At 59.5% G+C, this 25480-nt stretch carries 24 protein-coding genes; 10 read left to right on the top strand and 14 right to left on the bottom strand.

The window, feature by feature from the left end; genetic code table 11:
- Positions 1 to 13: 13 nt before the first annotated feature.
- From LC094_RS09375 to LC094_RS09335, 9 genes are all read right to left on the bottom strand, one after another.
- Positions 14 to 1168 (bottom strand): DNA recombination protein RmuC, encoded by a 1155-nt coding sequence (locus LC094_RS09375; RefSeq protein ID WP_226552170.1) that lies wholly within the window; start codon positions 1166 to 1168, stop codon positions 14 to 16.
- Positions 1165 to 3054 carry a DNA mismatch repair endonuclease MutL gene (mutL, locus tag LC094_RS09370; protein WP_226552168.1) on the bottom strand — a complete coding sequence of 630 codons (1890 nt, stop codon included), beginning with the start codon at positions 3052 to 3054 and terminating at the stop codon, positions 1165 to 1167. Before mutL ends, LC094_RS09375 begins: the two co-directional genes overlap by 4 nt.
- 70 nt (positions 3055 to 3124) lie before the next feature.
- Positions 3125 to 4432, bottom strand: a complete 1308-nt coding sequence (locus LC094_RS09365) for a M16 family metallopeptidase (RefSeq protein ID WP_226552166.1) — start codon at positions 4430 to 4432, stop codon at positions 3125 to 3127.
- Positions 4429 to 5772 carry a M16 family metallopeptidase gene (locus LC094_RS09360; protein ID WP_226552164.1) on the bottom strand — a complete coding sequence of 448 codons (1344 nt, stop codon included), beginning with the start codon at positions 5770 to 5772 and terminating at the stop codon, positions 4429 to 4431. The genes LC094_RS09365 and LC094_RS09360 overlap by 4 nt, the downstream gene beginning before the upstream one ends.
- 100 nt (positions 5773 to 5872) lie before the next feature.
- Positions 5873 to 6337 carry a DUF3035 domain-containing protein gene (locus LC094_RS09355; RefSeq protein WP_226552162.1) on the bottom strand — a complete coding sequence of 155 codons (465 nt, stop codon included), beginning with the start codon at positions 6335 to 6337 and terminating at the stop codon, positions 5873 to 5875.
- 57 nt (positions 6338 to 6394) lie between these two features.
- Positions 6395 to 6868: a signal peptidase II gene (gene lspA / locus LC094_RS09350; RefSeq protein ID WP_226552160.1), complete on the bottom strand. Its 474-nt coding sequence runs from the start codon at positions 6866 to 6868 to the stop codon at positions 6395 to 6397.
- A gap of 9 nt (positions 6869 to 6877) precedes the next feature.
- The gene (gene purH / locus LC094_RS09345) at positions 6878 to 8467 is read right to left on the bottom strand and encodes a bifunctional phosphoribosylaminoimidazolecarboxamide formyltransferase/IMP cyclohydrolase (protein ID WP_226552158.1); all 1590 of its coding nucleotides are present in this window, start codon (positions 8465 to 8467) and stop codon (positions 6878 to 6880) included.
- 24 nt (positions 8468 to 8491) lie between these two features.
- On the bottom strand, positions 8492 to 10195 hold the full coding sequence (locus tag LC094_RS09340) for a heparinase II/III family protein (protein WP_226552156.1): 1704 nt from the start codon (positions 10193 to 10195) through the stop codon (positions 8492 to 8494).
- A gap of 135 nt (positions 10196 to 10330) precedes the next feature.
- Positions 10331 to 11611 carry an RsmB/NOP family class I SAM-dependent RNA methyltransferase gene (locus LC094_RS09335; RefSeq protein WP_226552148.1) on the bottom strand — a complete coding sequence of 427 codons (1281 nt, stop codon included), beginning with the start codon at positions 11609 to 11611 and terminating at the stop codon, positions 10331 to 10333.
- A 59-nt stretch (positions 11612 to 11670) separates the two neighbouring features.
- Here LC094_RS09335 and LC094_RS09330 point away from each other — a divergent pair, with 59 nt between their 5' ends.
- Complete coding sequence (locus LC094_RS09330; RefSeq protein WP_226552146.1) at positions 11671 to 11868, top strand: DUF1674 domain-containing protein; 198 nt, start codon at positions 11671 to 11673, stop codon at positions 11866 to 11868.
- 57 nt (positions 11869 to 11925) lie between these two features.
- Here LC094_RS09330 and dapB read toward each other — a convergent pair whose 3' ends face one another.
- Entirely contained in the window at positions 11926 to 12735 is an 810-nt protein-coding gene (gene dapB, locus LC094_RS09325; RefSeq protein WP_226552143.1) for a 4-hydroxy-tetrahydrodipicolinate reductase, read from the bottom strand.
- A gap of 102 nt (positions 12736 to 12837) precedes the next feature.
- On the opposite strand from dapB, the gene rbfA reads away from it, so the two are divergent.
- From rbfA to LC094_RS09310, 3 genes are read left to right on the top strand one after another with little or no spacing between them, the layout of a single operon-like run.
- The gene (gene rbfA, locus LC094_RS09320) at positions 12838 to 13260 is read left to right on the top strand and encodes a 30S ribosome-binding factor RbfA (protein ID WP_167601346.1); all 423 of its coding nucleotides are present in this window, start codon (positions 12838 to 12840) and stop codon (positions 13258 to 13260) included.
- A complete protein-coding gene (gene truB / locus LC094_RS09315) occupies positions 13260 to 14168 on the top strand; it encodes a tRNA pseudouridine(55) synthase TruB (protein WP_226552137.1) in 909 nt (302 codons plus the stop codon). Before rbfA ends, truB begins: the two co-directional genes overlap by 1 nt.
- A gap of 39 nt (positions 14169 to 14207) precedes the next feature.
- The gene (locus LC094_RS09310; protein WP_226552136.1) at positions 14208 to 14714 is read left to right on the top strand and encodes a DUF1643 domain-containing protein; all 507 of its coding nucleotides are present in this window, start codon (positions 14208 to 14210) and stop codon (positions 14712 to 14714) included.
- 15 nt (positions 14715 to 14729) lie between these two features.
- On the opposite strand, the gene LC094_RS09305 is transcribed toward LC094_RS09310, so the two are convergent.
- A complete protein-coding gene (locus LC094_RS09305; RefSeq protein WP_226552134.1) occupies positions 14730 to 16166 on the bottom strand; it encodes a calcium-binding protein in 1437 nt (478 codons plus the stop codon).
- Between the two features lie 172 nt (positions 16167 to 16338).
- On the opposite strand from LC094_RS09305, the gene LC094_RS09300 reads away from it, so the two are divergent.
- Together LC094_RS09300 and rpsO are read left to right on the top strand one after the other, a co-directional pair.
- Positions 16339 to 16635 (top strand): DUF5665 domain-containing protein, encoded by a 297-nt coding sequence (locus LC094_RS09300; protein WP_226552132.1) that lies wholly within the window; start codon positions 16339 to 16341, stop codon positions 16633 to 16635.
- A 152-nt stretch (positions 16636 to 16787) separates the two neighbouring features.
- Entirely contained in the window at positions 16788 to 17057 is a 270-nt protein-coding gene (gene rpsO / locus LC094_RS09295) for a 30S ribosomal protein S15 (RefSeq protein WP_167601341.1), read from the top strand.
- 103 nt (positions 17058 to 17160) lie between these two features.
- On the opposite strand, the gene LC094_RS09290 is transcribed toward rpsO, so the two are convergent.
- Positions 17161 to 17889, bottom strand: a complete 729-nt coding sequence (locus LC094_RS09290; RefSeq protein ID WP_226552130.1) for a Crp/Fnr family transcriptional regulator — start codon at positions 17887 to 17889, stop codon at positions 17161 to 17163.
- A gap of 204 nt (positions 17890 to 18093) precedes the next feature.
- On the opposite strand from LC094_RS09290, the gene LC094_RS09285 reads away from it, so the two are divergent.
- Positions 18094 to 18474 (top strand): hypothetical protein, encoded by a 381-nt coding sequence (locus tag LC094_RS09285; RefSeq protein ID WP_226552128.1) that lies wholly within the window; start codon positions 18094 to 18096, stop codon positions 18472 to 18474.
- On the opposite strand, the gene LC094_RS09280 is transcribed toward LC094_RS09285, so the two are convergent.
- Positions 18465 to 19232, bottom strand: a complete 768-nt coding sequence (locus LC094_RS09280) for an SGNH/GDSL hydrolase family protein (protein WP_226552120.1) — start codon at positions 19230 to 19232, stop codon at positions 18465 to 18467. The genes LC094_RS09285 and LC094_RS09280 overlap by 10 nt on opposite strands.
- Before the next feature lie 276 nt (positions 19233 to 19508).
- Here LC094_RS09280 and putP point away from each other — a divergent pair, with 276 nt between their 5' ends.
- The 3 genes from putP (at position 19509) to LC094_RS09265 (ending at position 24526) form a co-directional block, all read left to right on the top strand.
- Positions 19509 to 20984, top strand: coding sequence for a sodium/proline symporter PutP (gene putP, locus LC094_RS09275; protein ID WP_226552118.1), 1476 nt, complete (start codon positions 19509 to 19511; stop codon positions 20982 to 20984).
- 240 nt (positions 20985 to 21224) lie between these two features.
- Positions 21225 to 23357, top strand: a complete 2133-nt coding sequence (gene pnp, locus LC094_RS09270; protein WP_226552116.1) for a polyribonucleotide nucleotidyltransferase — start codon at positions 21225 to 21227, stop codon at positions 23355 to 23357.
- A 251-nt stretch (positions 23358 to 23608) separates the two neighbouring features.
- A complete protein-coding gene (locus LC094_RS09265) occupies positions 23609 to 24526 on the top strand; it encodes a glycosyl transferase (RefSeq protein WP_226552114.1) in 918 nt (305 codons plus the stop codon).
- Positions 24527 to 24535: 9 nt separating this feature from the next.
- Here the strand turns inward: LC094_RS09265 and LC094_RS09260 are convergent, their stop codons facing one another.
- On the bottom strand, positions 24536 to 25429 hold the full coding sequence (locus tag LC094_RS09260; RefSeq protein WP_226552112.1) for a glycosyltransferase family 92 protein: 894 nt from the start codon (positions 25427 to 25429) through the stop codon (positions 24536 to 24538).
- Between the last annotated feature and the right edge of the window lie 51 nt (positions 25430 to 25480).

The raw sequence follows: 25480 nt of genomic DNA, 5'->3' as shown, positions 1-25480 counted from the left end.
TAAGAAGGGCTGTTTACGATTTCTGCACAAGTGTCGCGGGGGAGGTCGGCGTGGCATCGCTCGCCAGTTCCTCGAAATCGAAATTGTCGAGCCGGTGCGCGCGCTTGCCCGCTTTCTCCGCCGAGATTTTGATGTCTTCGAGGTCCTTCGCCGCCTGCCCGAAATGCCGGTCGAGATTGCCAACACGGGTACCGAGACGTTCGACATCGGCGTGCAAAAGCGACAATTCCTTGCGAATGGCCCCAGCCTGTTCCCGCATTCTCGCATCCTTGAGAATCGCGCGCATCGTGTTGAGCGTTGCCATGCAGGTGGTCGGCGACACGATCCAGACACGTTTGTCGAATCCCTCACGCACCAGTTCCGGGAAATTGGCATGAAGCTCTGCGTAAACCGCCTCAGACGGCAGGAACATCAAGGCCCCGTCCGCCGTTTCACCCTCAAGGATGTATTTCTCGGAAATATCCGCGATGTGCTTTTTCACCGCCTGCCGCATCAGTTTCGCGGCCTCGTTCAGCTCCCATTGCGTCTCCGCACGTCTGAGCGCTTCATAGGCTTCCAGCGGGAATTTACTGTCGATGGCAATCGGCCCCGGCGGATTCGGCAGGTGGATCAAACAGTCCGCCCGACGCCCGTTCGACAGAGTCGCCTGAAGCGTATAGCTGTCACGCGGCAGAGCCTTGCCCACGATGTCGTTCAATTGAATTTCCCCAAACGCCCCGCGCGTCTGCTTGTTCGACAGGATGTCCTGAAGCGACAGCACATTGCCCGAAAGCTTTTCGATATTGGCCTGCGCCTTGTCGATGGTCTCCAGCCGCTCCTGCAACGCGCCTAGGGACTTCGCGGTCCGCTGCGCCGAGCCTTGCAGGTTCACGTTCATCGTCTCGGTCACCAAAGCCAGCCGCTTTTCCATCAGCTCCAGCATCTTGGTCTGCGACGCCACTTGCGCCTCGGAGACATGGGTCAGGGCACCGGCAAGCTGTTGTTGGCCGTCCGAGAGCATCTGCACCCGCTGGCCAAGCTGATTCATTTGCTGCGCAATCGGAAGCGCCATCTTCGCCGCCTCACCGGAGCGTTTCAGCACCACGATCAGCAGGATGAAAAAGACCAGAAACACCGCCCCGCCGATCACAGCGGTCAGTGTGAGAGGATCGGAAAAATCGAGTGTCATGTGCGTCCGAATAGCCGTTCGATGTCGGAAAGTTTCAGCTCAACATAGGTGGGCCGACCGTGGTTGCATTGCCCGGAGTGCGGCGTCGCCTCCATCTCGCGCAAAAGCGCATTCATCTCTTCGGCGTGCATCCGACGGCCCGAGCGGATCGAGCCGTGACAGGCCACGCGCGACAGGACCGCTTCGATTTTGGCCTGCACCGTGAAGCTGTCGCCCAGATCGGCCAGCTCATCGAGGATGTCCTCGATCATCGCCTTGGCGTCTACGCGGCCCAGAATGGCGGGCGTCTCGCGCACCGCAATCGCACCGCCGCCAAAGGGTTCGATGCCCAGACCCAGCTTCGCGAGATCGTCGGCCAGATCCAAAAGCATCTGCGCATCGTTGGCAGAGAGTTCGACAATCTCCGGGATCAAAAGCGCCTGCGCCTTAACGCCGTGCTCCGCCATCTGATGTTTCAGCTTCTCGTAAACCAACCGCTCATGCGCCGCGTGCTGATCGACGATGACAATGCCGCGTTCGGTCTGGGCGATGATGTAATTCTCATGCACCTGCGCACGGGCCGCGCCCAAGGGCAAAGCCTCTGTCACAGGCGCCGCCTCAACCTCTTCCATGCGTGCCGAGGGCACAGACATTTCGGCAAATCCGGGGGTGATCATCGGCTCGGGACGTTCCGGCGCTTGCCACGTGTAACTTTGCTCAACCACTTCGGAGGAGGGACGATAGGGCGCGGAATAATTCTGTGACGGGCGATCCATTTGATAGACGCGCGGTTCCGTGACCTCGGGCCGCATCGCGCCAAGCGTCGCATTGGCAACCGTGGTCGACGCCCGGTGCCCAGATTCGGCCAAAGCATGGCGCAGCGCGGAAACGATCAGCCCACGCGGAATGCCCGGCTCCCGGAAGCGCACCTCGGATTTCGCCGGGTGCACGTTGACGTCGACCAAATGCGGATCGCAGTCGATGAACAGGCAGGCCGCCGGATGCCGATCTCGCGACAAGAGGTCGTAATAGGCCCCGCGCAGCGCACCGACGAGCAATTTGTCCCGCACCGGACGGCCATTCACAAAAAGATACTGCGCCACGGAAGAGCCACGCGAATAGGTCGGAAGCGCGGCGTAGCCGGTGAGCGTCAGCCCCTCGCGTTCCGCGTCAATCGCCAGCGCATTCTCGGCAAAGTCCTTGCCCAACACCGTGGCGAGCCGCCCATGCAGCGCGTCGAACATATCGCCGGATTGCGGATCGGCGCGGAAGGTCACGCGCCCCTCGCCTCCGCCCGAGACATCACGCAGGATAAAGCCGACATAGGGTTCGGCCATGGCGAGACGCTTGATCACATCGGAAATCGCCTGTGCCTCCGCCCGGTCGGTGCGCAGGAATTTGAGGCGCGCGGGCGTGGCGTAAAACAGGTCGCGCAACTCGACCACCGTGCCACGGGTGAGGGCAGCGGGTTTCACCGGCTCCATCTTGCCGCCGGACACGGAGAGCGTCACGCCCTCGGCCCCTTCGGCGCGCGAGGTAATTTTCAACCGACCGACCGCGCCCAGAGAAGGCAACGCCTCGCCGCGAAAGCCAAAGGTGTGAATGTCGAGCAAATCGGAGCCGTCGATCTTCGACGTCGCATGCCGCGACAGAGCGAGAGGCAGGTCATCCGCCGTCATCCCGCAGCCATCGTCCGTGACACGGATGAGCGTCTTGCCGCCATCGGCATAGTCCACTTCGATCCGCCGCGCGCCGGCGTCGATGGCATTTTCAGCAAGCTCTTTGACGGCGGAGGCAGGCCGTTCGACCACCTCACCCGCCGCAATACGGTTGATCGCACCCTCGTCAAGCTGACGAATGACGGGGCGCGGGGTCTCTTGGCTTATGTTGCGTGTCGGAGAATTCATACCACTAGGCGTAGCATGACACCGCCCGATTCGACCATGGCGAAATCGGGCGGATTTTCCTGATGCGATCTCAGTTCGTCACCAGACCTTCGGGGCTACCGACCACCACAAAAGACAGGCTTTCCGGGTCATAAAGCCGCTGGATCACCGCGTTGATGTCATCGAGCGTCACCGCTTCGATCTGTTCATTGCGCGTGGTGATGTAATCCGGCGACAGCCCGTCCATCTGCATGCCAACGAGAATGCGCGCGATCGGGCCATTGCCGTCAAACCGCAAGGCATAGGCACCGGTGAGATAGGTTTTCACCATTTCCAACTCTTCGGCGGTCAACCCCGTCTCGGCAAATTTTGCCCATTCGTCTTTCACCACATCAATCGCCTCGGCCACCACGGCGTTGCCAGACGAAAACTGACCCATGACCAATTCGGAGTGATCGAACGGCACGAGATACGAGCCGATGCCATAGGTCAGGCCACGCTTTTCACGCACCTCATCCATGAGCCGCGATTCGCCATGACCGCCCAGCACCTCATTCGCCATGTAAGCCGGGATGAAATCGGGATCGTCGCGCGTGATGCCCTTTTGCCCGAACATCACCACAGATTGCGGCGTGTCAAAGGGCACGACTGTGACGCCCCCCGCCAGCGCCGGCTCGACACGTTCCGGCAGCTCCGGCCCGCTCTCCGGCAAATCGCCCAAAAGATCGTCCAAAAGCGTCGCAAGTTCTTCGGCAGAAATATCGCCCACGGCGCCAACATAGAGACGATCACGGGTCATCACGCGGTCTTTCGCGAGGAACATATCGTCACGGGTCAGACCGGCTACACTCTCAGCCGTGCCATTGTCGTCACTGCCATAGGGGTGATCGCCAAAGGCCTGTTTGTAGAACATTTTCGAGGCGATATCGCCCGGATCGGTCTCTGAACTGCGCAGGATGGACTGGACCTGACCGCGCACCCGGTCGACGGCCTCCTGATCAAACCGCGGCTCCATCAAAGCAGTGCGCAACAGCGCCATGGCCTCGTCGCGGTTCTCGGTCAGAAAGCGCGCCGAGATCGTCACCGAATCCATATAGGCATCGAAATTGAAACTCGCGGCCAGCGCATCGCGCGCCTCGGCAAAGCCCTGTGCATCCAAGTCTCCCGCGCCCTCTTCGAGCGTCGCCATCATCAGATTCGTCTCGCCGCGTTTGCCCGGACGATCCAGCGCCGTACCACCACGAAAGCGAATCTCCAGCGCGGTGAAGGGGATGGAATGCTCTTCGACCAGCCAGGCGTTGATGCCACCAGGGCTTTCCACGGTCTGCACCTCAACGGCGGCCTGCGCGGGCAGGCTCAGCCAAAGCATCGCGATGATTGCACTCAGAAAATGTTTCATCCTTCGGCTCCTTCAGTGGTCGCGGGCATGAGCCAGCCGGTGACGGCGTGGCGGCGGTCGAACACCTCATTGGCGGCGGCCATGACATCGTCCGGCGTCACCGCTTGTAAAATATCCGGCCAAGATTCGATGTCGTCGAGCGACAGGCCAACGGCCAATTCCTGACCGTATTGACGGGCGAGGCCTTCGATATTGTCCTCGGCATAAATCCGGCTGGCGCGCAGCTGGGTTTGCAGCCGCTCGAATTCCGCAAGATCGACGCCGTCTTTCAGAAATTGCGCAAGCGTCGCGTCGAGCGCGGCTTCGGCGTCTTCCATCGACACTTCCGGGCTTGGCACCATGATCAGACCGAAAGTGGCGTCATCAATCGACGTGCCGTCGTAATAGGCGCCGACATAGATCGCCTTGGGATCGGTAAAGGTCAGGTTGCGCGCCAGATAGGAGGTCGTGGAATTGCCGCCCAAAAGCTCGGCCAGAATTTGCAGCGCCGCCGCTTTTTCCTGATCGCCCGGATCGCGTTCCGGGGCCAGATAGGTGCGGCTGATCGAGGGCTGCGCCACGCGCGGATCGCTCATGGTCATGCGCCGCTCCGCCAGTTGCGGCGGCTCCTGCGGACGCAATCGGGGCGCGAGATCGGGCGAGGGCGCGACGGGGCCATAATAGGTCTTGGCGAGATCCAGAACCTCTTCGGGATCGACATCGCCAGCGACCACGAGAATGGCATTATTCGGCGCATAATAGCGGTGGTAGAAATTAAACGCATCGTCGCGCGAGAGCTGTTCCATCTCCTGACGCCAGCCAATGATCGGCACGCCGTAAGGGTGGTTGAGATATTGTGCCGCGCGGGTCTGTTCGCGGAACAGAGCGCCGGGATCGTTGTCGATCCGCTGGTTGCGCTCTTCCAAAATGACCTGACGTTCGGTTTTCACATCGTCTTCGGTCATTTGCAGATCGCGCATCCGATCCGCTTCCATCTCCATCATCAAAGGCAGGCGATCCGCCGCAATCCTTTGATAATAGGCGGTATAATCCCAAGAGGTGAAGGCATTGTCCGATCCGCCATTGCGCGTCACGGTTTCCGACAGCTCGCCAGAGGAGAGATCGTCCGTGCCCTTGAACATCAGATGCTCAAGGAAATGCGCGATGCCGCTTTTGCCCGCGGGCTCATCGGCGGCGCCGATTTTATACCACACGGTATGGGCCACCACGGGGGCGCGGTGGTCCTCCAACACGACGACCTCCATGCCATTGTCCAGAGTGTAATGGCTCACCTCAGCCGCACAAGCCGGGGAGATTGCGGGGAAAGCGAACGCCACAAGGGCCGCCAAACCATATTTCATGAAAGCACCTTTGTGCGTCAGATCAATTACGCCGCGAGTGTGCGCAAAAGCCGAAGCCAGCACAACCGGGTTGACGCGGACGTGAAGCGCCGCGATCCGCTTATTGTTCGGGGGCAGTCGGCACATCAATGCCGAGGGCGCGCAGGCGTTCCCATTCGGCATAGGGGTCGAGGGCAAGACGTTTGTAGGCGCGTTCATAGCTGCCACGACCTTTGCGACGACCTTCGTCGGCCTCATAAAGCTCCGCACGAATTTCGGGATCGACACCATAGCGCGAGGCATAGGACACGATCCCGCCATCAACACCGCCCGTCGGCACACGTCCGCCCAATGCGACGATCGCATCGACCTTGGGTGTTGGATCGGTACGGTTCGCCCCACCCGGCGTCGGAGCAGGCAGCGCGCTATAGCTTTCCGGGGCTTGCAGAGGCTTGGCGGGCAGGATCGAAAACTCATCCGGCCCGGTTTTGATCCGGTTCGGAACGCGTTCCTTGTTCTGACCACAGGCCACAAGCGCGGTCAAAGCCACAAGGCACAGAGCCGTTTTGAACACATTCGAGACCATAAAAACCTTCCTCCGCAAATCGCGTCTGAGCCTGTTTAAACCAGACTGACACCAAGGTCACGTCCGGTTTTTTGTCTCGCCCGTGAAAAGGATCAGGCCAAAGGCGCCCGCGAAAATCGTGATGTCGGCGACATTGAAGGAATAGGGGTTGGAAAAGCCGCAACAAGACATGTTGAGAAAATCCGCCACAGCGCCGTAGACGATCCGGTCGATGGCATTGCCCAGCGCGCCGCCGATCAAAAGCCCGGCACTGATTTGGCCCAGCGCAGAAAACTGTTCGCGACGGACCCAGAGCAGAACCCAGATCGAAATCACCACCGCCAGCACCACCCAGCCCCAGCGCAACAGATCGCCATGCCCGGACAAAAGCCCGAAATTGGCGCCCCGGTTCCACGCCATGTGGAACACGAGATAGGGGGGCAGAACGTCGATCTGCCCCACCTCTTTGAGATTCATGACTTGGACCACGGCCCATTTCGAGAGCTGGTCTATCACAAAGGTGATCAGCGCTGTCAGTGCCGTGATCCGCATGATGTGTCCTTAGTGACGGAAGTGGCGCATGCCGGTGAGAACCATGGCGAGACCGGCCTCATTGGCGGCATCAATCACCTCTTGGTCACGCATCGAACCACCCGGCTGGATCACGCAAGACGCGCCAGCAGCGGCAGCTTCGAGAAGACCGTCGGCAAAGGGGAAGAACGCATCAGAGGCCACAGCGGACCCTTTGGTCAGCGGTTCCGGCAGGCCCATGGCTTCGGCCATACGCTCGGCCTTTTTGGCGGCGATCAGTGCGGAATCGAGACGCGACATCTGACCCGCACCCACGCCAACCGTGGCTTGGTCTTTGACGTAAACGATGGCGTTGGATTTGACGTGTTTCGCGACTTTCCATGCGAACAAAAGGTCTTTCATCTGCTCCGGCGTCGGCGCTTTCTCGGTCACGACTTTAAGGTCGTCCATACCAACGAAACCGGCGTCTTTATCCTGGAACAGATAGCCGCCCGCGACCTGACGGATCGTGTTCGGCTTCTCCATGACATTCGGCAGACCTTCGGTGGTCAGCAGACGCAGGTTCTTTTTCGCAGCGAAAATCTCTTTCGCATCGTCGGTCGCACCGGGGGCGATGACGACCTCGGTAAAGATCTCAACGATGGCTTTCGCGGTTTCCGCATCGAGCACCTGGTTCAGCGCGACAATGCCACCGAAAGCAGAGGTGCGGTCACAGTCGAAAGCATTGTTATAGGCTTCCAAAAGCGTCGAACCCTTGGCCACACCACAGGGGTTGGCGTGTTTGATGATCGCCACAGCGGGCGTCTCCGCCGGGTCGAATTCGGCGACCAGTTCGAACGCCGCATCGGTGTCGTTGATGTTGTTGTAGGACAGCTCTTTGCCCTGATGCTGCACGGCGGTGGCGACACCCGGACGTTCCGAGCCATCGACATAAAAGGCCGCCGACTGGTGCGGGTTTTCGCCATAGCGCAGCGTCTGTTTGATCTGACCGGCAACCACACGACGACGCGGGGCCTCTTCGCCAATCGCAGAGGCCATCCAATTCGACACGGCAGCGTCATAGGCGCCGGTGCGTGCATAGGCGATCTGGGCCATTTTCTGCCGGAAAGCATAGGAGGTCTGGCCGTCGTTGGCGTCAAGCTCTGCGATCAGCGCGTCGTAATCCTCGACATCCACCACGGTTGTGACGAACCCGTGGTTCTTCGCCGCCGCACGGATCATTGCCGGACCACCGATGTCGATGTTCTCGATCATCTCATCATACTCCGCGCCACGGGCCAAAGCGGCCTCGAACGGGTAGAGGTTCACGATCAGCAAATCGATCCCGCCAATGCCGTGCTCCTCCATCGCAGAAACATGCTCGGCATTGTCGCGCAGCGCCAGAAGCCCGCCATGCACACGCGGGTGCAGGGTCTTCACACGGCCGTCCATCATCTCCGGGAAACCGGTGACCTCGGAGACGTCTTTGACATCGAGCCCCGCGTCACGCAGCGTCTTTGCCGACCCGCCGGTGGAGAGCAGTTCAACCCCCTTGGCAGCCAGCGCCTTGCCCAGATCAACAAGGCCGGTTTTGTCGGATACGGAAAGAAGCGCGCGCTTCACGGGATAAAGGTCGGTCATGGTGGCAGTCCATCTTTGTGGCGGTCAGATCAGAGTCTCGTCGTCCATCTCAAGATCGCGGAGCGTTGTCGGCGTCTCCTGCGCCTTGGCCAATGTCCAACGGACACGGGTCGCATAATCCATTGCCGTCGCAGATAGAACCACTTGTTTGCTCGCACGCGGCTTTAATCGGTTTTTTTCGAGATAAACCGACCTCTCAAGGCTCAATTTCGCGCGACCGTCATGACGGAACACCCAAATCTCGCCGGATTTGAGCGCCAAGGACACAGCAGCCCCCCCCATATCCAGTTCCGCATCCACATCGGGATGAAGGTGAAACCGGACCTGAAACGGGATGCCTTGAAGTTTGAGCCGGTCCATCATCCGGTCGAATTGCCGTTCGTCCTCGCCGGTGATCGTCGCCAAAGTGTCCTCGCCCGCAATGCCACGCCCGTCTTTCGACAGCTCGATCTGGCGAATATGCGTGAGGCCGTGGGTTCTGACATAGCCATTGTGCCCGGCAACGAAACCGCCGCCATCATCATTGGTGCGCAGCTCAAGGCGCACTTCGGTCGGAATATCGGCCAGAAATTCGCGCAGATGCCCGCCGATCATCCGCTTCGCGCCCAGACGCGAGGACGAAAACCCTTCGATCCCCAATGTGGAATGCGACGGCGTGGCCCGACCCGCACGGCGCCAATCCGGGCCAAAACTGCTGCCTGCCCCACAATTCACGATCAAAGGCCGGCGCCCGGAGGTCAGCTCAAACGCCAGGGTCGAGGCATGGGCATTAAAAGACGCTTCGAGTTTCGGCGGGGTGGCCGCGTCAATGATGATCGAGGTCCGCCCCGCCGCCAGCCGCAGGAACCCCATGTGAAGCCCCTGCCCCGGCGGCACTTTGTTGCCGGAACTGGCCAAGGCATGATCGAGACGCCCCTCGATGCCGCGTCCGCCGCCATGAAACCGCGCCAGCCCGCCATCGGAATGGCGCAGCGCGCGCAGCGTCGGCGCGATCCGTTCAATCGCGGCGAGATGCGATTCTTCGGCGATCTTTCCCGCTTCCGACAGAGCCGCCGCGGCCCAGGTCAACAGCGTGAAGACCTCCAACAACTCTTCCGGGTTGCGTGTCGGCAGACCGCCCTCGGCGTCAATCTCCGCCTCGCATTCCTCCGCCAGCGCTTTGACGGCGGGGGCGACATGTTCTTCCATGCCGACCAAAGACAGACCGGCGTAAATGAGCCCCGTCAGTGCCTCGAACCGGGGCAAACCGGGACTGGCCGTGCGCCAACGGCGCGAGAGGAAAATCGTCTGCTGGCCGAGCGTTTTGTAGAAAGCATTCGAGACCTCCGCCTCTTGCCCGGAGAGGAAAAACAGCGCGTGGTGAATCCAGCGAATGAGCCGACGCCCGGTCAAATCCGGCGTCCAGCCCGGACCTTTGCCACCGCCGAACCGTTCAACCCAATCCTTGATCCAGTCCTGCGCCCGGTGGCGCGCGTTGTAATCGCCCACGGCGGCCAAATCGTCGAGCCAGGCAAAGCCATGAATTTCTTCGACAAATCCCGACGCGGGGGCTTCGATGTCCCAGATCGAGGCATTCGGTGCCTCGACCAGAAAGCCCGCAAACAGGAAATTGCCACCGATCAACTGGCGGCCCCGCGCGAAAGACCCGATGGATTTGGGCTCAGGCTGAGACACGAATCCCAAAGCGGGCGTCGCACGCGCGGCAACCCACGCATGATACTTGTTCATGCGGCGGACGTTCTTCGCGCGCCAATCCTCGCTTTGCGACATTTCGGGCCTGCCCCACCCTGTTAACCGGGTCATTCTCAATTGCGCCGAAGATAGCGGGCGCGCCCCCGGATGTCATCGGGAAATGCCGATCCGTTATCCCCGTCGCAGGACCGTGATAAAGAAACCATCCATCCCGCCGCGCTCCGCCCAATAGTCGGGACGTGTGCGCAGACCTTCCTCACCGATCCACTCGGGTTCAATTCCGGGGATTTTCAGCGCCTCCAAATCGATGCGCAGATCAGGGTGCCGCGCCATGGCGTCGCGCACCTGCTCCTCGCCCTCGTCGATCAAGAGAGAACAGGTGCAATAGACCAGTTTTCCGCCGGGTTTGAGCATCCCCAAAGCCCGGTCGATCAGATGTTCCTGCAACTCAAAAAGCCCCGGAAAATCCGAGCCGTCTTTGACATGCGGCAGGTCCGGGTGACGCCGGATCGTGCCCGTAGCGGTACAGGGCGCATCGAGCAGGATCGCGTCGAACGGCCCGCCCTCATATTCCAGCGCATCGCCGACGCAAATTTCCGCCGAGAGAGAGCAGCGGGACAGGTTTTCCTGAACGCGCGCCATGCGCGATTCGGAAATATCAAGCGCAGTGACCTCGGCACCCATCGCGGCGAGCTGCATCGTTTTGCCGCCGGGAGCCGCGCACATATCGAGCACGCGGACGCCTTTTTCCGGCGCCAGAATGCGGGCGGGCAAGCTGGCGGCCGCATCTTGCACCCACCAATCCCCCGCTTGGAAACCATCGAGTTTCGTGACCTGCACAGAGCCATCCAACCGCACGGAGCCGGTCGGAAGAACCTCACCGCCAAGCTTTTCGGCCCAGCCTTCGGCGTCGTTTTTCACCGTCAGATCGAGGGGCGCGCCCTTGGCCTGCACCGCCTCCATGGCGCTGACATCAGCCTTGCCGAAATCCGCCACCAGAGGTTTGCGCAGCCATTTCGGCAGCATCGGCGCAGGCAGAGTGTCCCATTTTGCCTTATCCGCATCGATCTTGCGTAGCACCGCGTTGACCAGCCCTTTGAAATGGCTGGATTTTGGGCGCTCCTGCATCAGCGTCACATAGGCGTTCACCACGCCATGCGCCGCCTCATTCATCGCGCAAATCTCGAACACCCCAAGGCGCAGCGCGTTCATCACATGCGGCGCGGGGCGTTTTGAGAGATGCGGCCCAAGCATCCGGTCGCAGCGATCTGTGACCCGCAACGCTTCGGTCACCAGACGCTGCGCACGGGCGCGATCTTCGGGCGTGAGATCCTTGGTGCGCTGCAACAGCACTTCGGAGAGGAGCCGCTTCTCGACGAGCACGGCATCCAAAAGGGCCAGAGCGGCCCGGCGGGCGGCAAGCCCGGCGACATCTGTTGATCTTGTTTTCATGGTCCAACCCCGTATATCACAAGGGCAAGCCGGACAAGATCATCCGAAAGGAGCTCCTCATGAGTGAGCAACCCGAACAACACGATATGTCGCACCTCCCCCCCGCCGCCCAGCGCGCGCTGGCCGAGGCGGAAGAGCGTCGCAAGGCCCGTGACGCGGCGGTAAATGCCATGCCGACAGAATTGGGCGGACGCGATGGGCCCGAGCCCGTGCGCTATGGCGATTGGGAGAAAAAAGGCCTCGCCATCGATTTCTAAAAGAAAAACCCGCAGTCGCCTGCGGGTTTTGTTTTGAGTATTTTTGCCAAGAAAAAGTTAGAGGCCGAGCACATCGAGCATATCGTATTCGCCCGGTTTCTGCCCCTGCCCCCAAAGCGCGGCTTTCACGGCGCCTTTGGCAAAAAGTGAGCGATCAGAGGCGACATGGCGCAGGATGATGCGCTCACCTTCGCCCGCGAACATCACATCATGCTCGCCGATGATGTCGCCGCCCCGGATGGCGGAAAAGCCGATATCACCTTTGTTGCGCGCGCCGGTGATGCCATCACGCCCCGAGTCGCGGACCTCATCGAGTTTCACACCACGGCCCTCGGCGGCCGCCTCGCCCAACATGAGCGCAGTTCCTGAGGGTGCATCGACCTTGCGATTGTGATGCGCCTCAATGATTTCGATGTCGTAATCGGCATCCAAAGCGGCGGCGACCATTTTTGTGAGCTTGGTCAAAAGGTTGACGCCAAGGGACATATTGCCCGCGCGAATGATCGTGGCGTGGCGGGAGGCGGCTTCGATCTTTTTCAGCTCCTCGGGGCACATGCCGGTGGTGCCGATGACATGGACACAACGGGCCTGTGCCGCCAGCGCCGCGAAGGCGACGGTCGCCTCAGGAGCGGTGAAATCGATCACAGCTTGCGCATGGGAGAAGGCCTCAAGCGCGTCATCCGTGACCGTAATGCCCAGAGCCGTGCCGCCCATGGCTTCGCCGACATCCCGCCCAATCCAATCGCTGCCCGCGCGCTCGACGGCGCCCACAAGTTTGCATTTGTCGGAGGCCACGACGGTTTTGATCAACATCTGGCCCATCCGGCCAGAGGCGCCGGTGATGACAATGCCGGGAAGCTCGCTCATGGTTTTCGTCTCCTGAAATTTTCTCGCGCGAGCTTTAGCGTGTCGCAGCGGTTTTGGCAAAGCCCGCTTGCATGGCGCGCGGTTCGGGCTTATCTGGCCTTTATGGCAAAACGATCTCATTCCAGCGGCCCCGGCGGGTCCCATCGCACCCTTCGCGTCGGCGAGGCCATTCGGCGTCGTCTGTCGGAGATTCTCACCCGTGGCGAAATTCACGACCCCGACCTGACCGCGATGTCGATCACGGTGGGCGAGGTGCGCGTGAGCCCGGATTTGCGGGTGGCGACGGCGTTCATCCTGCCGCTGGGCGGCAAGGATGCCGAAGAGGCGCTTGAGGCGCTGCGGCGCAACAAGGGCGAGATTCGGCACCAGATGGGCAAAGCGCTTGGCATCAAGCACACGCCCGAGATGCGATTTGCGCTGGATGATACCTTTGACCGGATGGACGCGACGCGACGCATGTTTGCCGACGAGCGCGTGCAACGCGATCTGCACAAAGACGACACAGACAGCGACGAGGAAGAGTAATGGCCCGACGCAAGAAGGGGCGCGCAGTTCACGGCTGGTTGGTTGTGGACAAGCCCGCTGGCATGACCTCGACCTCTGTTGTCAACAAAGTGCGCTGGGCGTTTGATGCGCAAAAGGCGGGGCATGCCGGTACGCTCGACCCGGACGCGACGGGTGTTTTGGCGGTGGCCTTGGGGGAGGCGACGAAGACCGTGCCCTATATCACCGAGGCTTTGAAATGCTACCGCTTCTCTGTGCGTTTTGGGCAGGCAACGAACACCGACGATGCCGAGGGCGAGGTGATTGCGGAGAGTGATGCGCGCCCGACGGATGCGCAAATCCTCGACGCACTGGCACAGTTCGAAGGCGACATCATGCAGGTGCCGCCGAAGTTTTCCGCCGTGAAAATCGACGGGCAGCGCGCCTATAAATTGGCGCGTGATGACGAAGATTTCGAGATCGCCGCACGCCCGCTTTATGTGGACGAGTTGAAATTCCATGAGCGCGTCGACGAAGATCACGCGGTCTTGGAAATGGTCTGCGGCAAGGGTGGCTATGTGCGGTCGATTGCCCGCGATCTGGGCGCGGCGCTTGGCTGCTATGGCCATGTTGAGTGGTTGCGCCGGGAATGGTCCGGGCCGTGGGATGTCGAAGAGGGCGTGTCGCTGGCCAAGATCGAAGAATTCGCCAAGAGCGAAGAAATCGACCAATTCCTGCGCCCTGTCGAAGAGGGGCTGGCCGATCTCGATGAGGTGGTCTGCACTCCCGAAGGCGCAACGCGGCTCAGGAACGGCAATCCGGGCATGGTCTATCCGGCGGATGGCGTGGAATATGGCGATGAGGTTTGGGCCTCCTTCGAGGGCAAACCTGTGGCCGTGGGCCAATATAAAGGCGGCGAATTGCATCCGTCTCGGGTGTTCAATCTTTGATCGCTTGATTTGTCTCCCCGGAGCGGCCATTCACTCCGTATGATCACACGTACCCACACCAAGGGCGACGCGCCCTCCACCGCAGTCTACTCGGATTGCGAACGCTACCGTTATTCTTTGGTGCGGACTTGGGACCCGGACGGGCGCAAGGCGTTCTTTGTGATGCTGAACCCCTCGACCGCCACCGAAGTGCAGAACGATCCCACGGTGGAACGCTGTGAGCGGCGCGCCCGTGCACTTGGGTTCGGGTCGTTTTGCGTGACGAATATTTTCGCCTGGCGCGACACGGACCCGAAGAAAATGCGGGCTGCCAGCGATCCGGTCGGGCCGGAGAACGACCAAGCCATTCGCGACTGGGCCCAATGGGCGGATCAGATCATCTGCGCCTGGGGCACCCATGGCGCGCATCTGGATCGCGGCGCAGAGGTCGAGCGGCTTTTGCGGGCCACGGGGCGGGATTTGTATCACCTCGGCCTATCAAAGGCCGGGCATCCCAAGCACCCGCTTTACATTGCCTATACCCAACAGCCGGAGCTGTGGACCTGATCAAGCCGACCGCAATCAGGCAGAGAGTGCGGTGGGGCTGACCTCAACCACGATGTCAGCCAGCGTGACATCCGGCGAGCCGTAGAGCACCGCCACGATGTCGCCGTTGACGATCACCTGGCTGGACAGACCATCGGCGGTTTGGCTCACATCGACATCAAGCGTACCATCAAAGCTGTCTTTCGGATCGAGGGTCACGCGCAGCATGTCCTCGCCCTCGGCAAAGTCGGTGATCTCCGCATGGCCGACATCGGCGTTGGCGTCGTAATAGAGCCAGAATTCATCCGCGCCCGCACCGCCCGTGGCCGTGTCTTCGGCATCCATCAGAAGCGTGTCATCCCCATCGCCGCCATAAAGTGTATCGGCACCTTCATCGCCGGACAGCACGTAGGATGACCCGGTGTCATTGCCCGCATAGATCGTGTCATTGCCCGCGCCGCCCGACAGGATCGCAGAACCATCGCCGCCATATATCGTGTCATCGCCAGCGCCCGCATTGACAATCGCAGCATCGTCGCCCGCGGCAATCGTATCATTACCTGCACCGCCTGTGACAATATTCAGCGTGCCCTCGGTCTCAATTGTCGGCTGGCCGTTTTCATCCAGCGTGAGCGCCGCATCCGTACCGCCCTGCATCGGATCGTCCGGCAGGATAAAGGTCTCGCCCTCATCAGAGAGAGTATATTCCACCGTCTCCCCGGTCAGCGCACCGGTCGACGCGACGTCCTCCTCTTCCGGACTCAACACAGTGTCATCTGCGTTGCCGTCTGGACCGGGCTCATCGGGAATGTCCGGATCATTGACCGCAAGCACATCATCATCCGCGCTGCCGTCAGGGCCCGCTTCATCCGGGATGTCCGGGTCATTCGGATCAATCGCGCCGAAATCCCCCAATTCATCCAGAGCGTAGAGCGTTGTCTCGCCGCTTTCAGGGTCGATGATTTCAACGGAAATATCGCCAACGGGCAAGGAATCGTAGCCGAGGAAAGACAGAATCGTCTCATCCTCATCCGTCACGTAGGACAGGCTTGTGCCGATCTCATCGCCATTCTCATCCAGCAGCGGCTCAACGACGAACTCACCTGTGTCGCCATCATCGAGCGTCAGAGTCACATGATCTTCTTCGGCGACGAAATCCGCAAAAAGCGTCTCACCAGAGCCCAGCGCCACAGCATAATCGTCACCGAGACCATCATCGCTTTCGTCAGTGGCGGCAGCATCCTCTTCGGCAGTCGGATCGTCATCGACGGAATTGTCCTCAACAGGATCGCCCTCAGGCAGAGGGTCGGTGAAGTCCAAAAGATCACCTTCGCCGGAGGGCGTGTCTTCCGCGCCGGTCTCATCCACACCCGTGTCAGCGTCTTCGACACTTCCTTGCGTGCCTTCGTCTTCGAAAGACGTTATTGCGAACGCAGCCGGAACCAATCCCAGCAAAGCCAAAGCCCATAACATTTGCTCACACCCTACACAGAACAAACCCCGCACAAAGCATAGACCTTTGCTTTGCAAATGAAAGAAAAATATACAAAAAAGTTAATCTAAACAGCTGTTATCAAAGGTTAATTTTCATTTTGCAAAGACTTCAGATAAACCAAGGCAGAGCGACCGCAACAAAGGCCAGGACATGTCAGACGAAAAAAAGATTTTATCTCAGGATATCAAAGAGCTGAGAGTTGAGCTGGAGCGGCTGAACAATCACCGTTTTATTCGCATTCACAATTCCAATTTGCGCATGATGTGGTTTCAGTTCCTCCGAGGGCTGGCCTTTGGCTTTGGCTCCGTCGTCGGCGCATCGATCGTGGTGTCGATTGTCGGCTTTATGCTCAACCAGATGGAGGTCGTGCCGATCATCGGGGACTGGGCGAAACAACTGGCTGGCGAAATTCTCAGTGAAAGCCAGCGGGTTGAGACCGGGCAGTAAGCAAGCCGAAACAGGAAAAAGCTTTCTTTTCACAGAGAATCCGGCTAAACGCGCGCATTCTCGGATGAAAGACTCCGGGATTTTCTCCAAGGGCCCTGCTGGACGACATCCCGGCTTGTGCCATAACCCTTTGTTTTCGAAAGGAGACCCCGATGTCGATCACTGCTGAAGAGAAAAGCCGCCTGATCAAGGAATTCGCCACCAAAGAAGGTGACACCGGTTCCCCCGAAGTTCAGGTCGCAATTCTGACCTCGCGCATTTCCACGCTCACCGAGCACTTCAAAACCCACAAAAAAGACAACCACGGTCGCCGTGGCCTTTTGATGATGGTGGCTCAGCGTCGTAAGCTTCTCGACTACCTCAAAGGTAAAGACGAAGCCCGTTACCTCGACCTGATCAAGCGTCTCGGTATCCGTCGCTAAGACGAAAGTACCTCCGAAGCCCCGGCCACGGCGACTGTTGCGGCGGGGAAACGGATCGGAACAGGAAAAGGCCCTCTTCGGAGGGTCTTTTTTTATACCACGCTCATATCAGCGGCCTCTGTTCCATCCCTTCGACATCCATCATGGCGCTGTTTTGCAATTTCTCGCGATCGAGAATGGTGAGCGCCCCGTTGGACCAATCCGCCACCCTGCGCGACCGCAGTTGACTCAGCGTTTTGTTGGTATGTACCAGAGACAGCCCCAGAGCATCCGCGAGGTCTTGTTGGCGAAAGGGCAAGGCGACACTGTTGCCTTTCGTCAAACCGCGATGATCCAAACGCTCATAGAGTTTTAACAGCGCCCAAGCCACGCGTTCGACCCCGGTGCGCTGGCCGACGGTGGCAAGGCTTTGCCCCAAAAACGCCTCCTCAGAGGCCGCCAGCCACACAAGGTCATAGGCCCGCGACGGATGAGATTGGAACAAACGCCACAGGTCCTGACGCTGAAAGGTACAGAGCACCATCGGCGTCGCGGTCTCGACCGAATGCCCGGCCTCGCCCATGACGCCCGCCTGAAGACCGACGAAATCTCCGGGCATGAGGAAATTGATGACCTGCCGACGACCGTTTTCGAGTGTCTTGTAACGCAGCCCCATACCGCTCAAGACCGTGTAAAGATGTGGTGTCTTTGCCCCTTCGATCTGAATCGTCGTTTTCGCATCGACACTCAACTCACCGCTTTTGAACGTTTCCATGAAGGACAATTCCTGCGCCGAGAACGGCATAAAGCACTCCTTCTTGCGCAGCGGGCAATTTTTACAACTCGTCGTCATTCTTCGCACTCCACTATGTCATAGTTTAATTCGCGAAGACGCCATTTGGTTCATTCTGGGGAATAAAGCGTGTCTGCTTAAAGCTGTTCTCGGGTTTGAGCAGACACGCAGTGCAACGTCGAAGCAGAGCGGGCGTTGCGACTTTATGTGATAACTCAAGTTAAAGTCGAAACGCTTTAATTTCCTGATACGGACCTTTCTGACATGTTCGGCAAAAATGCCCCTCCCTCGCCGCCCAGTGCGGTTTTTTTGATCCTGTGTGACGAATGGAACCTGGGGGAAAGCTTGCGCCTGGCGCTGTTGAGCATCATGCCTGAAGCCCTGATCATCTGGGCGACAACGCCCGGCGAGGCGCTCAAGGAAATCACAAAGCTCGCCGAGGTGACCGCCGCCTTCCTCGCCCTGCCTGCCGCAGAGGTCAACGCGGGTTCACTGGGGCACAGGCTCGAACAACGCGGGGCGCGCATCGTGATCTGGGGCGCAAGCCCGGCACAGGCCATACCGCCCTTTGAAACGCTGAGCTGGCCGCAAGAGATCGGCGCGCTCAAGCTGTTTCTGAACCAAATCCCGAAAGATCAGTCGTAAGCCTGAATGATATGCGCCAATTTTTGCCCGATGATCCGGGAGGCCTTGCGCGAGGGGTGGATCATATCCACCCCGTGAAATGACCGGTCCCCAGAGGGCACGAGATCCGAGACATCGAGGAAATACACCCCCTCGATCTCCGCCGCCATGCGCGACAACCGGGTTTCGAATTCGTCCCCCAGCGCCCCACAGGCATCGATCACAGAATCGACCCCCGGCGAGCGCAAATAGCCGAGATAGATAATCCGCGCGCCGGTTTTGCGAATGCTTTGCACCAGCTTGGGGATTTCCCCCGTTTTGCCGCCCAGCGAAATCATCCGCGCCATCTTGCGATCACAGGCGCCACAGCCACAGCCCAGCCAGAGATCGTTGCCACCACCGTTGATCACCACCCAATCCACATCGTCGCCGCGATATTGTTTGGAGATTTTCATCCCCATCGCGCCGGTGACCGGCAGACCATAGATGACGCGCGCGCCACCAATGGCGCGGTTTTCGACCGGTTCGCCAAGGCTTTCGGCCAGCGCATCGGCAATGGAATTTTTCGAAACGGAATGCCAGGCGATCATCGAATCCCCAAGCGCCAAAATCCGCGCGTTGCGCAGTGGCGCCGGTTGGCTTTGCGGCGCGGCTCTGGCGGCGATCTCATTGCCAGCGGCATCAGCAGACAGGCCCACTGAGATCAACAGACCAAGGCATGCCATAAAGGCAAGGATCGGATTTACGGTCGGGGAACGTCTCAGTCGGTCATAGAACATGAATGGCGCACTCTGCCCTTGGCATCACAAAGATTCGTCGGCCCACCCAGACGTCCCGGCACTTTGCCACAAGCCTCCGCAAGTTGAAAACCAAAAACACAACCGAATGCGGCATGATCAAATGTCCCAATGTTCTTCCTTCGTCTGCGATCATCACGCATAAAAATTACCAAAAAATGATCGAACGTCCTTATTTCATTGAATTGCTAGTCTTTTCTTGTTTCGAGATTAGACATCTGCATGTTTCCCCTGAGAATTCCAACAAGGGGAAGAGTTATGGAATTGGGAGTTTGGATCAGTCTGATCCTCTATTTCGTGCTGATGCTCGCCATCGGCTTTTACGCATGGCGCAAGTCCACAGATACGGCCGAAGGCTATGTCCTCGGCGGGCGCAACCTGCATCCGGCTGTCGCGGCCCTGTCCGCCGGCGCCTCCGACATGAGCGGTTGGCTTTTGCTCGGCCTGCCCGGCGCGCTTTATGCCTCCGGCCTGATCGAGGCCTGGATCGGCATCGGCCTGTTCGTCGGGGCGTTCATCAACTGGATCGTCGTCGCGCCCCGCCTGCGTGAACAGACCAAACGCTATGACAACAGTCTGACCATCCCGGAATTCCTCTCGAACCGCTTTCCGACCGCCGCCACCACGCTGCGTGTCGTTTCGGCGGTGATCATCGTGCTTTTCTTCGCGGTCTACACCGCTTCGGGCCTCGTCGGCGGCGGCAAGCTTTTCGCCTCGGCCTTTGATGGCGCCTACATGACCGGCGTGATCCTCACTCTGGGTGTGGTTCTGGTCTACACGGTGTTTGGCGGCTTTTTGGCCGTGTCGCTCACCGACTTCGTGCAGGGCTGTATCATGATGTTCGCTTTGATCATCATGCCGATCGTGATCCTCACCACAGGTCAGGGCAATGGCGTCGAACAGGCCGCCGAACGTCTCGCGACCGAGGTGGACCCGAACTACCTGTCGATGACCCACGGGCTGACGCTGTTGACCTTCCTGTCTACGGTCGCCTGGGGTCTGGGCTATTTCGGCCAGCCGCATATCATCGTGCGCTTTATGGCCGTGCGCTCCGTCAAAGAAGTGCCCGTGGCCCGCAATATCGCGATGCTCTGGATGGCGATCTCGCTGGTGGGCGCCATCGGCGTCGGCGTCTTCGGTCGCACCTATATGGAGCGCAATGGTCTGACGCTTGAAGACCCGGAAACGATCTTCATCGTGCTCTCCGAATTGCTGTTCCACCCGCTGGTCACCGGCTTCCTCTTCGCCGCCCTTCTGGCCGCGATCATGTCCACCGTGTCTTCGCAGCTTCTGGTGTCATCGTCCTCGCTGACCGAAGACTTCTACAAAGTCTTCTTCCGTCGCGAAGCCTCGGATCAGGAACTGGTCAATGTGGGCCGGATCAGCGTGGCACTCGTCGGCCTCGTCGCGATCCTCATCGCCTCCAATCAGGACAGCTCCGTGCTTGGCCTCGTGTCCAACGCCTGGGCCGGGTTCGGCGCCGCTTTTGGGCCGCTGATGATCTTTTCCCTGACGTGGAAACGCATGACCGGCGCAGGCGCCGTGGCGGGTCTCGTTGTGGGGGCTGGCACCGTGGCGCTTTGGATTTCCACCGGGCTGAACAAAAGCTTCATGGGGCAAGGCCTCTACGAGATCATCCCCAGTTTCGTCGCCTCCGCCATCGCGATTGTCGTCATCAGCCTCCTGACGAAAGACAAAGGCGAATTCCGCGCGATCGAAACGCCCGCGGAGTGACCCCGGCACATCGAGACCACACCATACGGGCGGCCTTCGGGTCGCCCGTTTCATTTACGCCTCCCCAAAACTCGCGACTTGGCGCAGAGCGCATTTTCCTGTATGCGGGCCCCATCTGAGACGTAACGCAAAAGACCCCGGCGTTGTGAAAGTAAGATATGGGGTCGGCGGCAATGGGGCCGCCACGCAAAACGGGAGACGCGAGAGGGCTCGCGAGGGCTCCCAAACAGGATACGCTGAATGTTCAACGAAGTGAAAAAATCGATCCAGTGGGGCGAAGAAACCCTCACGCTGGAAACGGGCAAGGTTGCCCGTCAGGCCGATGGCACCGTCATCGCCACCCTTGGTGAAACCTCCGTGATGGCCAACGTCACCTTCGCCAAGCAACAAAAGCCGGGGCAGGATTTCTTTCCGCTGACCGTGCACTACCAAGAGAAATACTACGCCGCCGGTAAAATTCCGGGTGGCTTCTTCAAACGCGAGGCCCGTCCGACGGAAAAAGAGACGCTCACCGCGCGTCTGATCGACCGTCCGATCCGCCCGCTCTTCGTCCCCGGCTTCAAAAACGAAGTTCTGGTGATGTGTACTGTTCTGTCGCACGATCTGGTCAACGACCCGGACATCGTCGCGATGATCGCGGCTTCTGCGGCCCTGACCATTTCCGGCGCGCCCTTCATGGGTCCGATCGCTGGCGCCCGCGTGGGCTTCGAGGATGGCGAATACATCCTGAACCCGACCGTGGACGACATGGACCAGCTGCGCAACAACCCGGACCAGCGTCTGGATCTCGTTGTCGCCGGCACCAAAGACGCCGTTATGATGGTGGAATCCGAGGCTTACGAGCTGTCCGAGGACGAAATGCTCGGCGCTGTGACCTTTGCGCATGAGCAAATCCAGCCGGTCATCGACCTGATCATCGATCTGGCCGAAGAGTCCGCGAAAGAGCCGTTCGACTTCGCCGCTCCGGATTATTCCGAGCTCTACAACGTGGTGAAAGCCGCTGGCGAAGCCTCCATGAAAGAGGCCTATTCGATCCTCGACAAGCAAGAGCGCGTGGCCGCCGTTGCTGCCGCCAAAGAAGCGATCAAAGCCGGTCTCACCGAAGAGCAGCTTGAAGACGAGAACCTCGGTTCCGCGCTCAAGAAACTCGAATCCAACGTGCTGCGCTCGACTGTCGTGAAAGAAGGCAAGCGCATCGATGGCCGTGCCCTCGATCAGGTGCGTCCGATCGTTTGCGAAACCGGTCTTCTGCCGCGTACTCACGGCTCCGCTCTGTTCACCCGCGGTGAAACTCAGGGCCTCGTCGTGACCACGCTCGGCACCGGCGACGATGAGCAGATCATCGACGCGCTGCATGGCAACTTCCGCTCCAACTTCCTGCTGCACTACAACTTCCCGCCGTATTCGGTCGGTGAAGTCGGTCGTGTCGGCTCCCCGGGTCGTCGTGAAATCGGTCACGGCAAACTGGCATGGCGCGCCCTTCAGGCCGTTCTGCCCGCCGCCACCGACTTCCCCTACACGATCCGCGTGGTCTCCGAGATCACCGAATCGAACGGCTCCTCCTCGATGGCTTCCGTCTGTGGCGGCTCCCTGTCGATGATGGACGCTGGTGTGCCGCTCAAGTCCGCTGTCGCGGGTGTGGCCATGGGCCTCGTGCTCGAAGACGATGGCGAATTCGCGATCCTGACCGACATTCTGGGCGACGAAGATCACCTCGGCGACATGGACTTTAAAGTCGCAGGCACCGAGAACGGCATCACGTCCCTGCAAATGGACATCAAGGTCGCTGGCATCACGCCCGAGATCATGAAGCAAGCTCTGGCTCAGGCCAAAGAGGGCCGCATGCACATCCTTGGCGAGATGAACAAAGCGCTTTCGGGTGCTGGCGAATTCTCCGCCCATGCTCCGCGCATCGAGACCATGCAGATCCCGACCGACAAGATCCGTGAAGTGATCGGCTCCGGCGGTAAAGTGATCCGCGAGATCGTCGAAACCTCTGGCGCGAAAGTCGACATCAACGACGAAGGCATCATCAAAATCGCCTCCGCCAATGGTGAAGCGATTCAGAAAGCCTACGACATGATCTACTCCATCGTGGCCGAGCCGGAAGAAGGCATGGTCTACAAAGGCAAGGTCGTGAAACTCGTCGATTTCGGCGCTTTCGTGAACTTCTTTGGCAAGCGTGACGGTCTGGTGCACGTGTCTCAGATCGAGAACCGTCGCCTGAACCACCCGTCGGATGTTCTGAAAGAAGGTCAGGAAGTTTACGTGAAACTTCTGGGCTTCGACGACCGTGGCAAGGTGCGCCTTGGCATGAAGATGGTCGATCAGGAGACCGGCGAAGAGGTCAAGAAAGAGGAAGAGGCCGAGTAATCGCCTCCTCTTTTCGAAACATAGAGAAGCCCCGCCATTGGCGGGGCTTTTTGAGTATTTGTGGCAGCAAAGGAAACGGGGGAAACCCGCCGAAAGAGCCCCTGTTGACGTGAGGTCGCTTTTGTCTCCGGCCAAAAAAAGGCTAGAGCGTCTGAGACCCGACCAAGCTTTAGAAGACAATGATGCCTCACAATCGCCGAACTCAACATCTTCGCCTCACCGTCGCATCTCTGACACGCCGCCGACCGAAAATGGTCGCCGAGCTGATCGCCTCCTGGGGACAGATGCAGCTGCCGGAAAACTGCGATATCCGGTGCTTGATCGTGGAGAACGACGAGCACCCAAACACCCAGCCCCTCATTGCCGCGCAGCCGGTTCTGCCAAATGGCGCACCGCTCGACTATGTCCTCGAAACCGAGGCGGGCATCCCCTTTGGCCGCAACCGCGCCGCAAAAGAGGCGATCGCACGGGGCGACGATCTTCTGGTGTTTGTCGATGACGATGAAACCGTCGCACAGGATTGGCTTGTCTCGCTCATCACGGGGTATCGCGAAAGCCAGGCGGTGTTGCTCGGGGCACCTCTGCGCATTGCGCCCCGTCAGGGAAATCTGACAGCGTTCCAATCACTTATGTATGACAATCTGCGCTTCTCTTATGAGCAGCGCGAGACACGCACGACCGATACCGCCACGCTCAATAGCCCGGGCCGGGCGGTCATCGCCACGAACAACTGGATTGCAGAAACAGGTTTGTTTCGCGATGAAAACATTTGGTTCGATGAGAGCCTGCGGTTTTCAGGTGGCGAGGACACGCGCTTCCAACAAGACGTCAAAGACCGTGGCTTCGCCATCGGTTGGGTCAAGGATGCCTTTGCCTATGAAACCGTTCCCGCCCAGCGTCTCAGCTTTATCTATCAATACCGTCGCACCAGAGACCAGGCCAATACGAATTTCCAGCGCAGGCTTCATGAAAAGCCGAGCAGCCGGTACAAGATCTTTCTAAAACTTCCCGGAAAAGCTCTACAAATACTCTTCCTCACTATACTTTTGCCATTTACGCCCAAAAAATCGTTTATACGGCTGGCCAAAAGGGCTGGAAACTATACCGGAAAACTGGGGGCCGCGATCGGCACGCGCTCGACGCATTACGTTCAGACCACCGGGCACTGAGCGGGGCGCTCAGGCCCCCTCAAACCACCGTTTCGCCGCCAGATCCTCGACGCTTTCCGCCTCGATCTGATCGACCTTGCGCCTCACGCGGCGGAGGTGGTCGTTTGCGTCTTGGGTCATGTTGGACCCGCGCGTGATCTTGGCCATCAACTCCGCATTCGAGCGGGTGTAATAGTGATTGAGCTGGATGTGATCGGCGGAATAGAAGCCCGGCTTTTTGCGATCCGGGGCAGAGGCTTTCTCGCCCCGGTCATTCACGCTCACTGTCGCCCCATCCGTCTCGATGGAATGCACTTTCATCGCGGTGACGTGGCACGGATCGACGATCATCTTGAAATTGCACATGCCCTTCAAAGGACTCATCGGGTCCGGGTGGCGGCGCGTGTAATTGGCGACGATGCCGCCCTCCGGCGCGTCCTCGAACCCGTTGCGTCCGAACATATGCCAAGGCAGTGAAATGTTCACTTCGCCGTCCAGATGCGCCAGACAGTCCATCAGCGTCTCGCCCGATTTCGGCACCAGAAATTCATCAACGTCGATAAAGGCCATCCAGCGGACCTGATCGCCGAAATTCGCCACAGCATGGGCGTAGGCCAGCACTTGATTGTGAATCTCTGCACCCGAAGTCCCGTCGCGCAGCTTTTGGGACCAGGGGATAACGGTCACATTCTGGACGCCGACAGCGGCCACGATCTGCACCAGCGTGCCATCCACCGACCCGTTGTCGTAAACGTAGAAATGGCGCACGCCCGCCTTGTGGTGAAACCGTGCCCATTCGCCGATATGGGCCTCTTCATCGCGCACGATCAGGACAATCGCGAGGCCTTCGCGGTCGGGCAAAGCCTTTGGCGGATCAAGCGCAATACGAGAGATAGATTTGGTGCGGCGCAGTGCTGAAAACATAAAAAACCCCTGTTCACGCGTACCATAGGAAAGATCGGCACAGGCGAACAG

Source organism: Celeribacter naphthalenivorans (assembly GCF_020524585.1).
Classification (GTDB): Bacteria; Pseudomonadota; Alphaproteobacteria; order Rhodobacterales; family Rhodobacteraceae; genus Celeribacter; species Celeribacter naphthalenivorans.
Note: the sequence above shows the minus strand (reverse complement) of the source record. Positions and strands in the feature narration are given on the sequence as shown.

What these genes read in the sequence shown, in the direction of transcription:
- mutL (WP_226552168.1), bottom strand. Translation starts at nt 3,054, where the DNA reads ATGAATTCTCCGACACGCAACATAAGCCAAGAGACCCCGCGCCCCGTC.
- LC094_RS09365 (WP_226552166.1), bottom strand. Translation starts at nt 4,432, where the DNA reads ATGAAACATTTTCTGAGTGCAATCATCGCGATGCTTTGGCTGAGCCTG.
- LC094_RS09355 (WP_226552162.1), bottom strand. Translation starts at nt 6,337, where the DNA reads ATGGTCTCGAATGTGTTCAAAACGGCTCTGTGCCTTGTGGCTTTGACC.
- LC094_RS09260 (WP_226552112.1), bottom strand. Translation starts at nt 25,429, where the DNA reads ATGTTTTCAGCACTGCGCCGCACCAAATCTATCTCTCGTATTGCGCTT.
- rbfA (WP_167601346.1), top strand. Translation starts at nt 12,838, where the DNA reads ATGGCAAAACGATCTCATTCCAGCGGCCCCGGCGGGTCCCATCGCACC.
- LC094_RS09280 (WP_226552120.1), bottom strand. Translation starts at nt 19,232, where the DNA reads ATGTTCTATGACCGACTGAGACGTTCCCCGACCGTAAATCCGATCCTT.
- LC094_RS09375 (WP_226552170.1), bottom strand. Translation starts at nt 1,168, where the DNA reads ATGACACTCGATTTTTCCGATCCTCTCACACTGACCGCTGTGATCGGC.
- rpsO (WP_167601341.1), top strand. Translation starts at nt 16,788, where the DNA reads ATGTCGATCACTGCTGAAGAGAAAAGCCGCCTGATCAAGGAATTCGCC.
- truB (WP_226552137.1), top strand. Translation starts at nt 13,260, where the DNA reads ATGGCCCGACGCAAGAAGGGGCGCGCAGTTCACGGCTGGTTGGTTGTG.
- LC094_RS09305 (WP_226552134.1), bottom strand. Translation starts at nt 16,166, where the DNA reads ATGTTATGGGCTTTGGCTTTGCTGGGATTGGTTCCGGCTGCGTTCGCA.
- LC094_RS09330 (WP_226552146.1), top strand. Translation starts at nt 11,671, where the DNA reads ATGAGTGAGCAACCCGAACAACACGATATGTCGCACCTCCCCCCCGCC.
- purH (WP_226552158.1), bottom strand. Translation starts at nt 8,467, where the DNA reads ATGACCGACCTTTATCCCGTGAAGCGCGCGCTTCTTTCCGTATCCGAC.
- LC094_RS09335 (WP_226552148.1), bottom strand. Translation starts at nt 11,611, where the DNA reads ATGAAAACAAGATCAACAGATGTCGCCGGGCTTGCCGCCCGCCGGGCC.
- putP (WP_226552118.1), top strand. Translation starts at nt 19,509, where the DNA reads ATGGAATTGGGAGTTTGGATCAGTCTGATCCTCTATTTCGTGCTGATG.
- LC094_RS09340 (WP_226552156.1), bottom strand. Translation starts at nt 10,195, where the DNA reads ATGAACAAGTATCATGCGTGGGTTGCCGCGCGTGCGACGCCCGCTTTG.
- LC094_RS09265 (WP_226552114.1), top strand. Translation starts at nt 23,609, where the DNA reads ATGGTCGCCGAGCTGATCGCCTCCTGGGGACAGATGCAGCTGCCGGAA.
- lspA (WP_226552160.1), bottom strand. Translation starts at nt 6,868, where the DNA reads ATGCGGATCACGGCACTGACAGCGCTGATCACCTTTGTGATAGACCAG.
- LC094_RS09285 (WP_226552128.1), top strand. Translation starts at nt 18,094, where the DNA reads ATGTTCGGCAAAAATGCCCCTCCCTCGCCGCCCAGTGCGGTTTTTTTG.
- pnp (WP_226552116.1), top strand. Translation starts at nt 21,225, where the DNA reads ATGTTCAACGAAGTGAAAAAATCGATCCAGTGGGGCGAAGAAACCCTC.
- LC094_RS09360 (WP_226552164.1), bottom strand. Translation starts at nt 5,772, where the DNA reads ATGAAATATGGTTTGGCGGCCCTTGTGGCGTTCGCTTTCCCCGCAATC.
- LC094_RS09290 (WP_226552130.1), bottom strand. Translation starts at nt 17,889, where the DNA reads ATGACGACGAGTTGTAAAAATTGCCCGCTGCGCAAGAAGGAGTGCTTT.
- dapB (WP_226552143.1), bottom strand. Translation starts at nt 12,735, where the DNA reads ATGAGCGAGCTTCCCGGCATTGTCATCACCGGCGCCTCTGGCCGGATG.
- LC094_RS09310 (WP_226552136.1), top strand. Translation starts at nt 14,208, where the DNA reads ATGATCACACGTACCCACACCAAGGGCGACGCGCCCTCCACCGCAGTC.
- LC094_RS09300 (WP_226552132.1), top strand. Translation starts at nt 16,339, where the DNA reads ATGTCAGACGAAAAAAAGATTTTATCTCAGGATATCAAAGAGCTGAGA.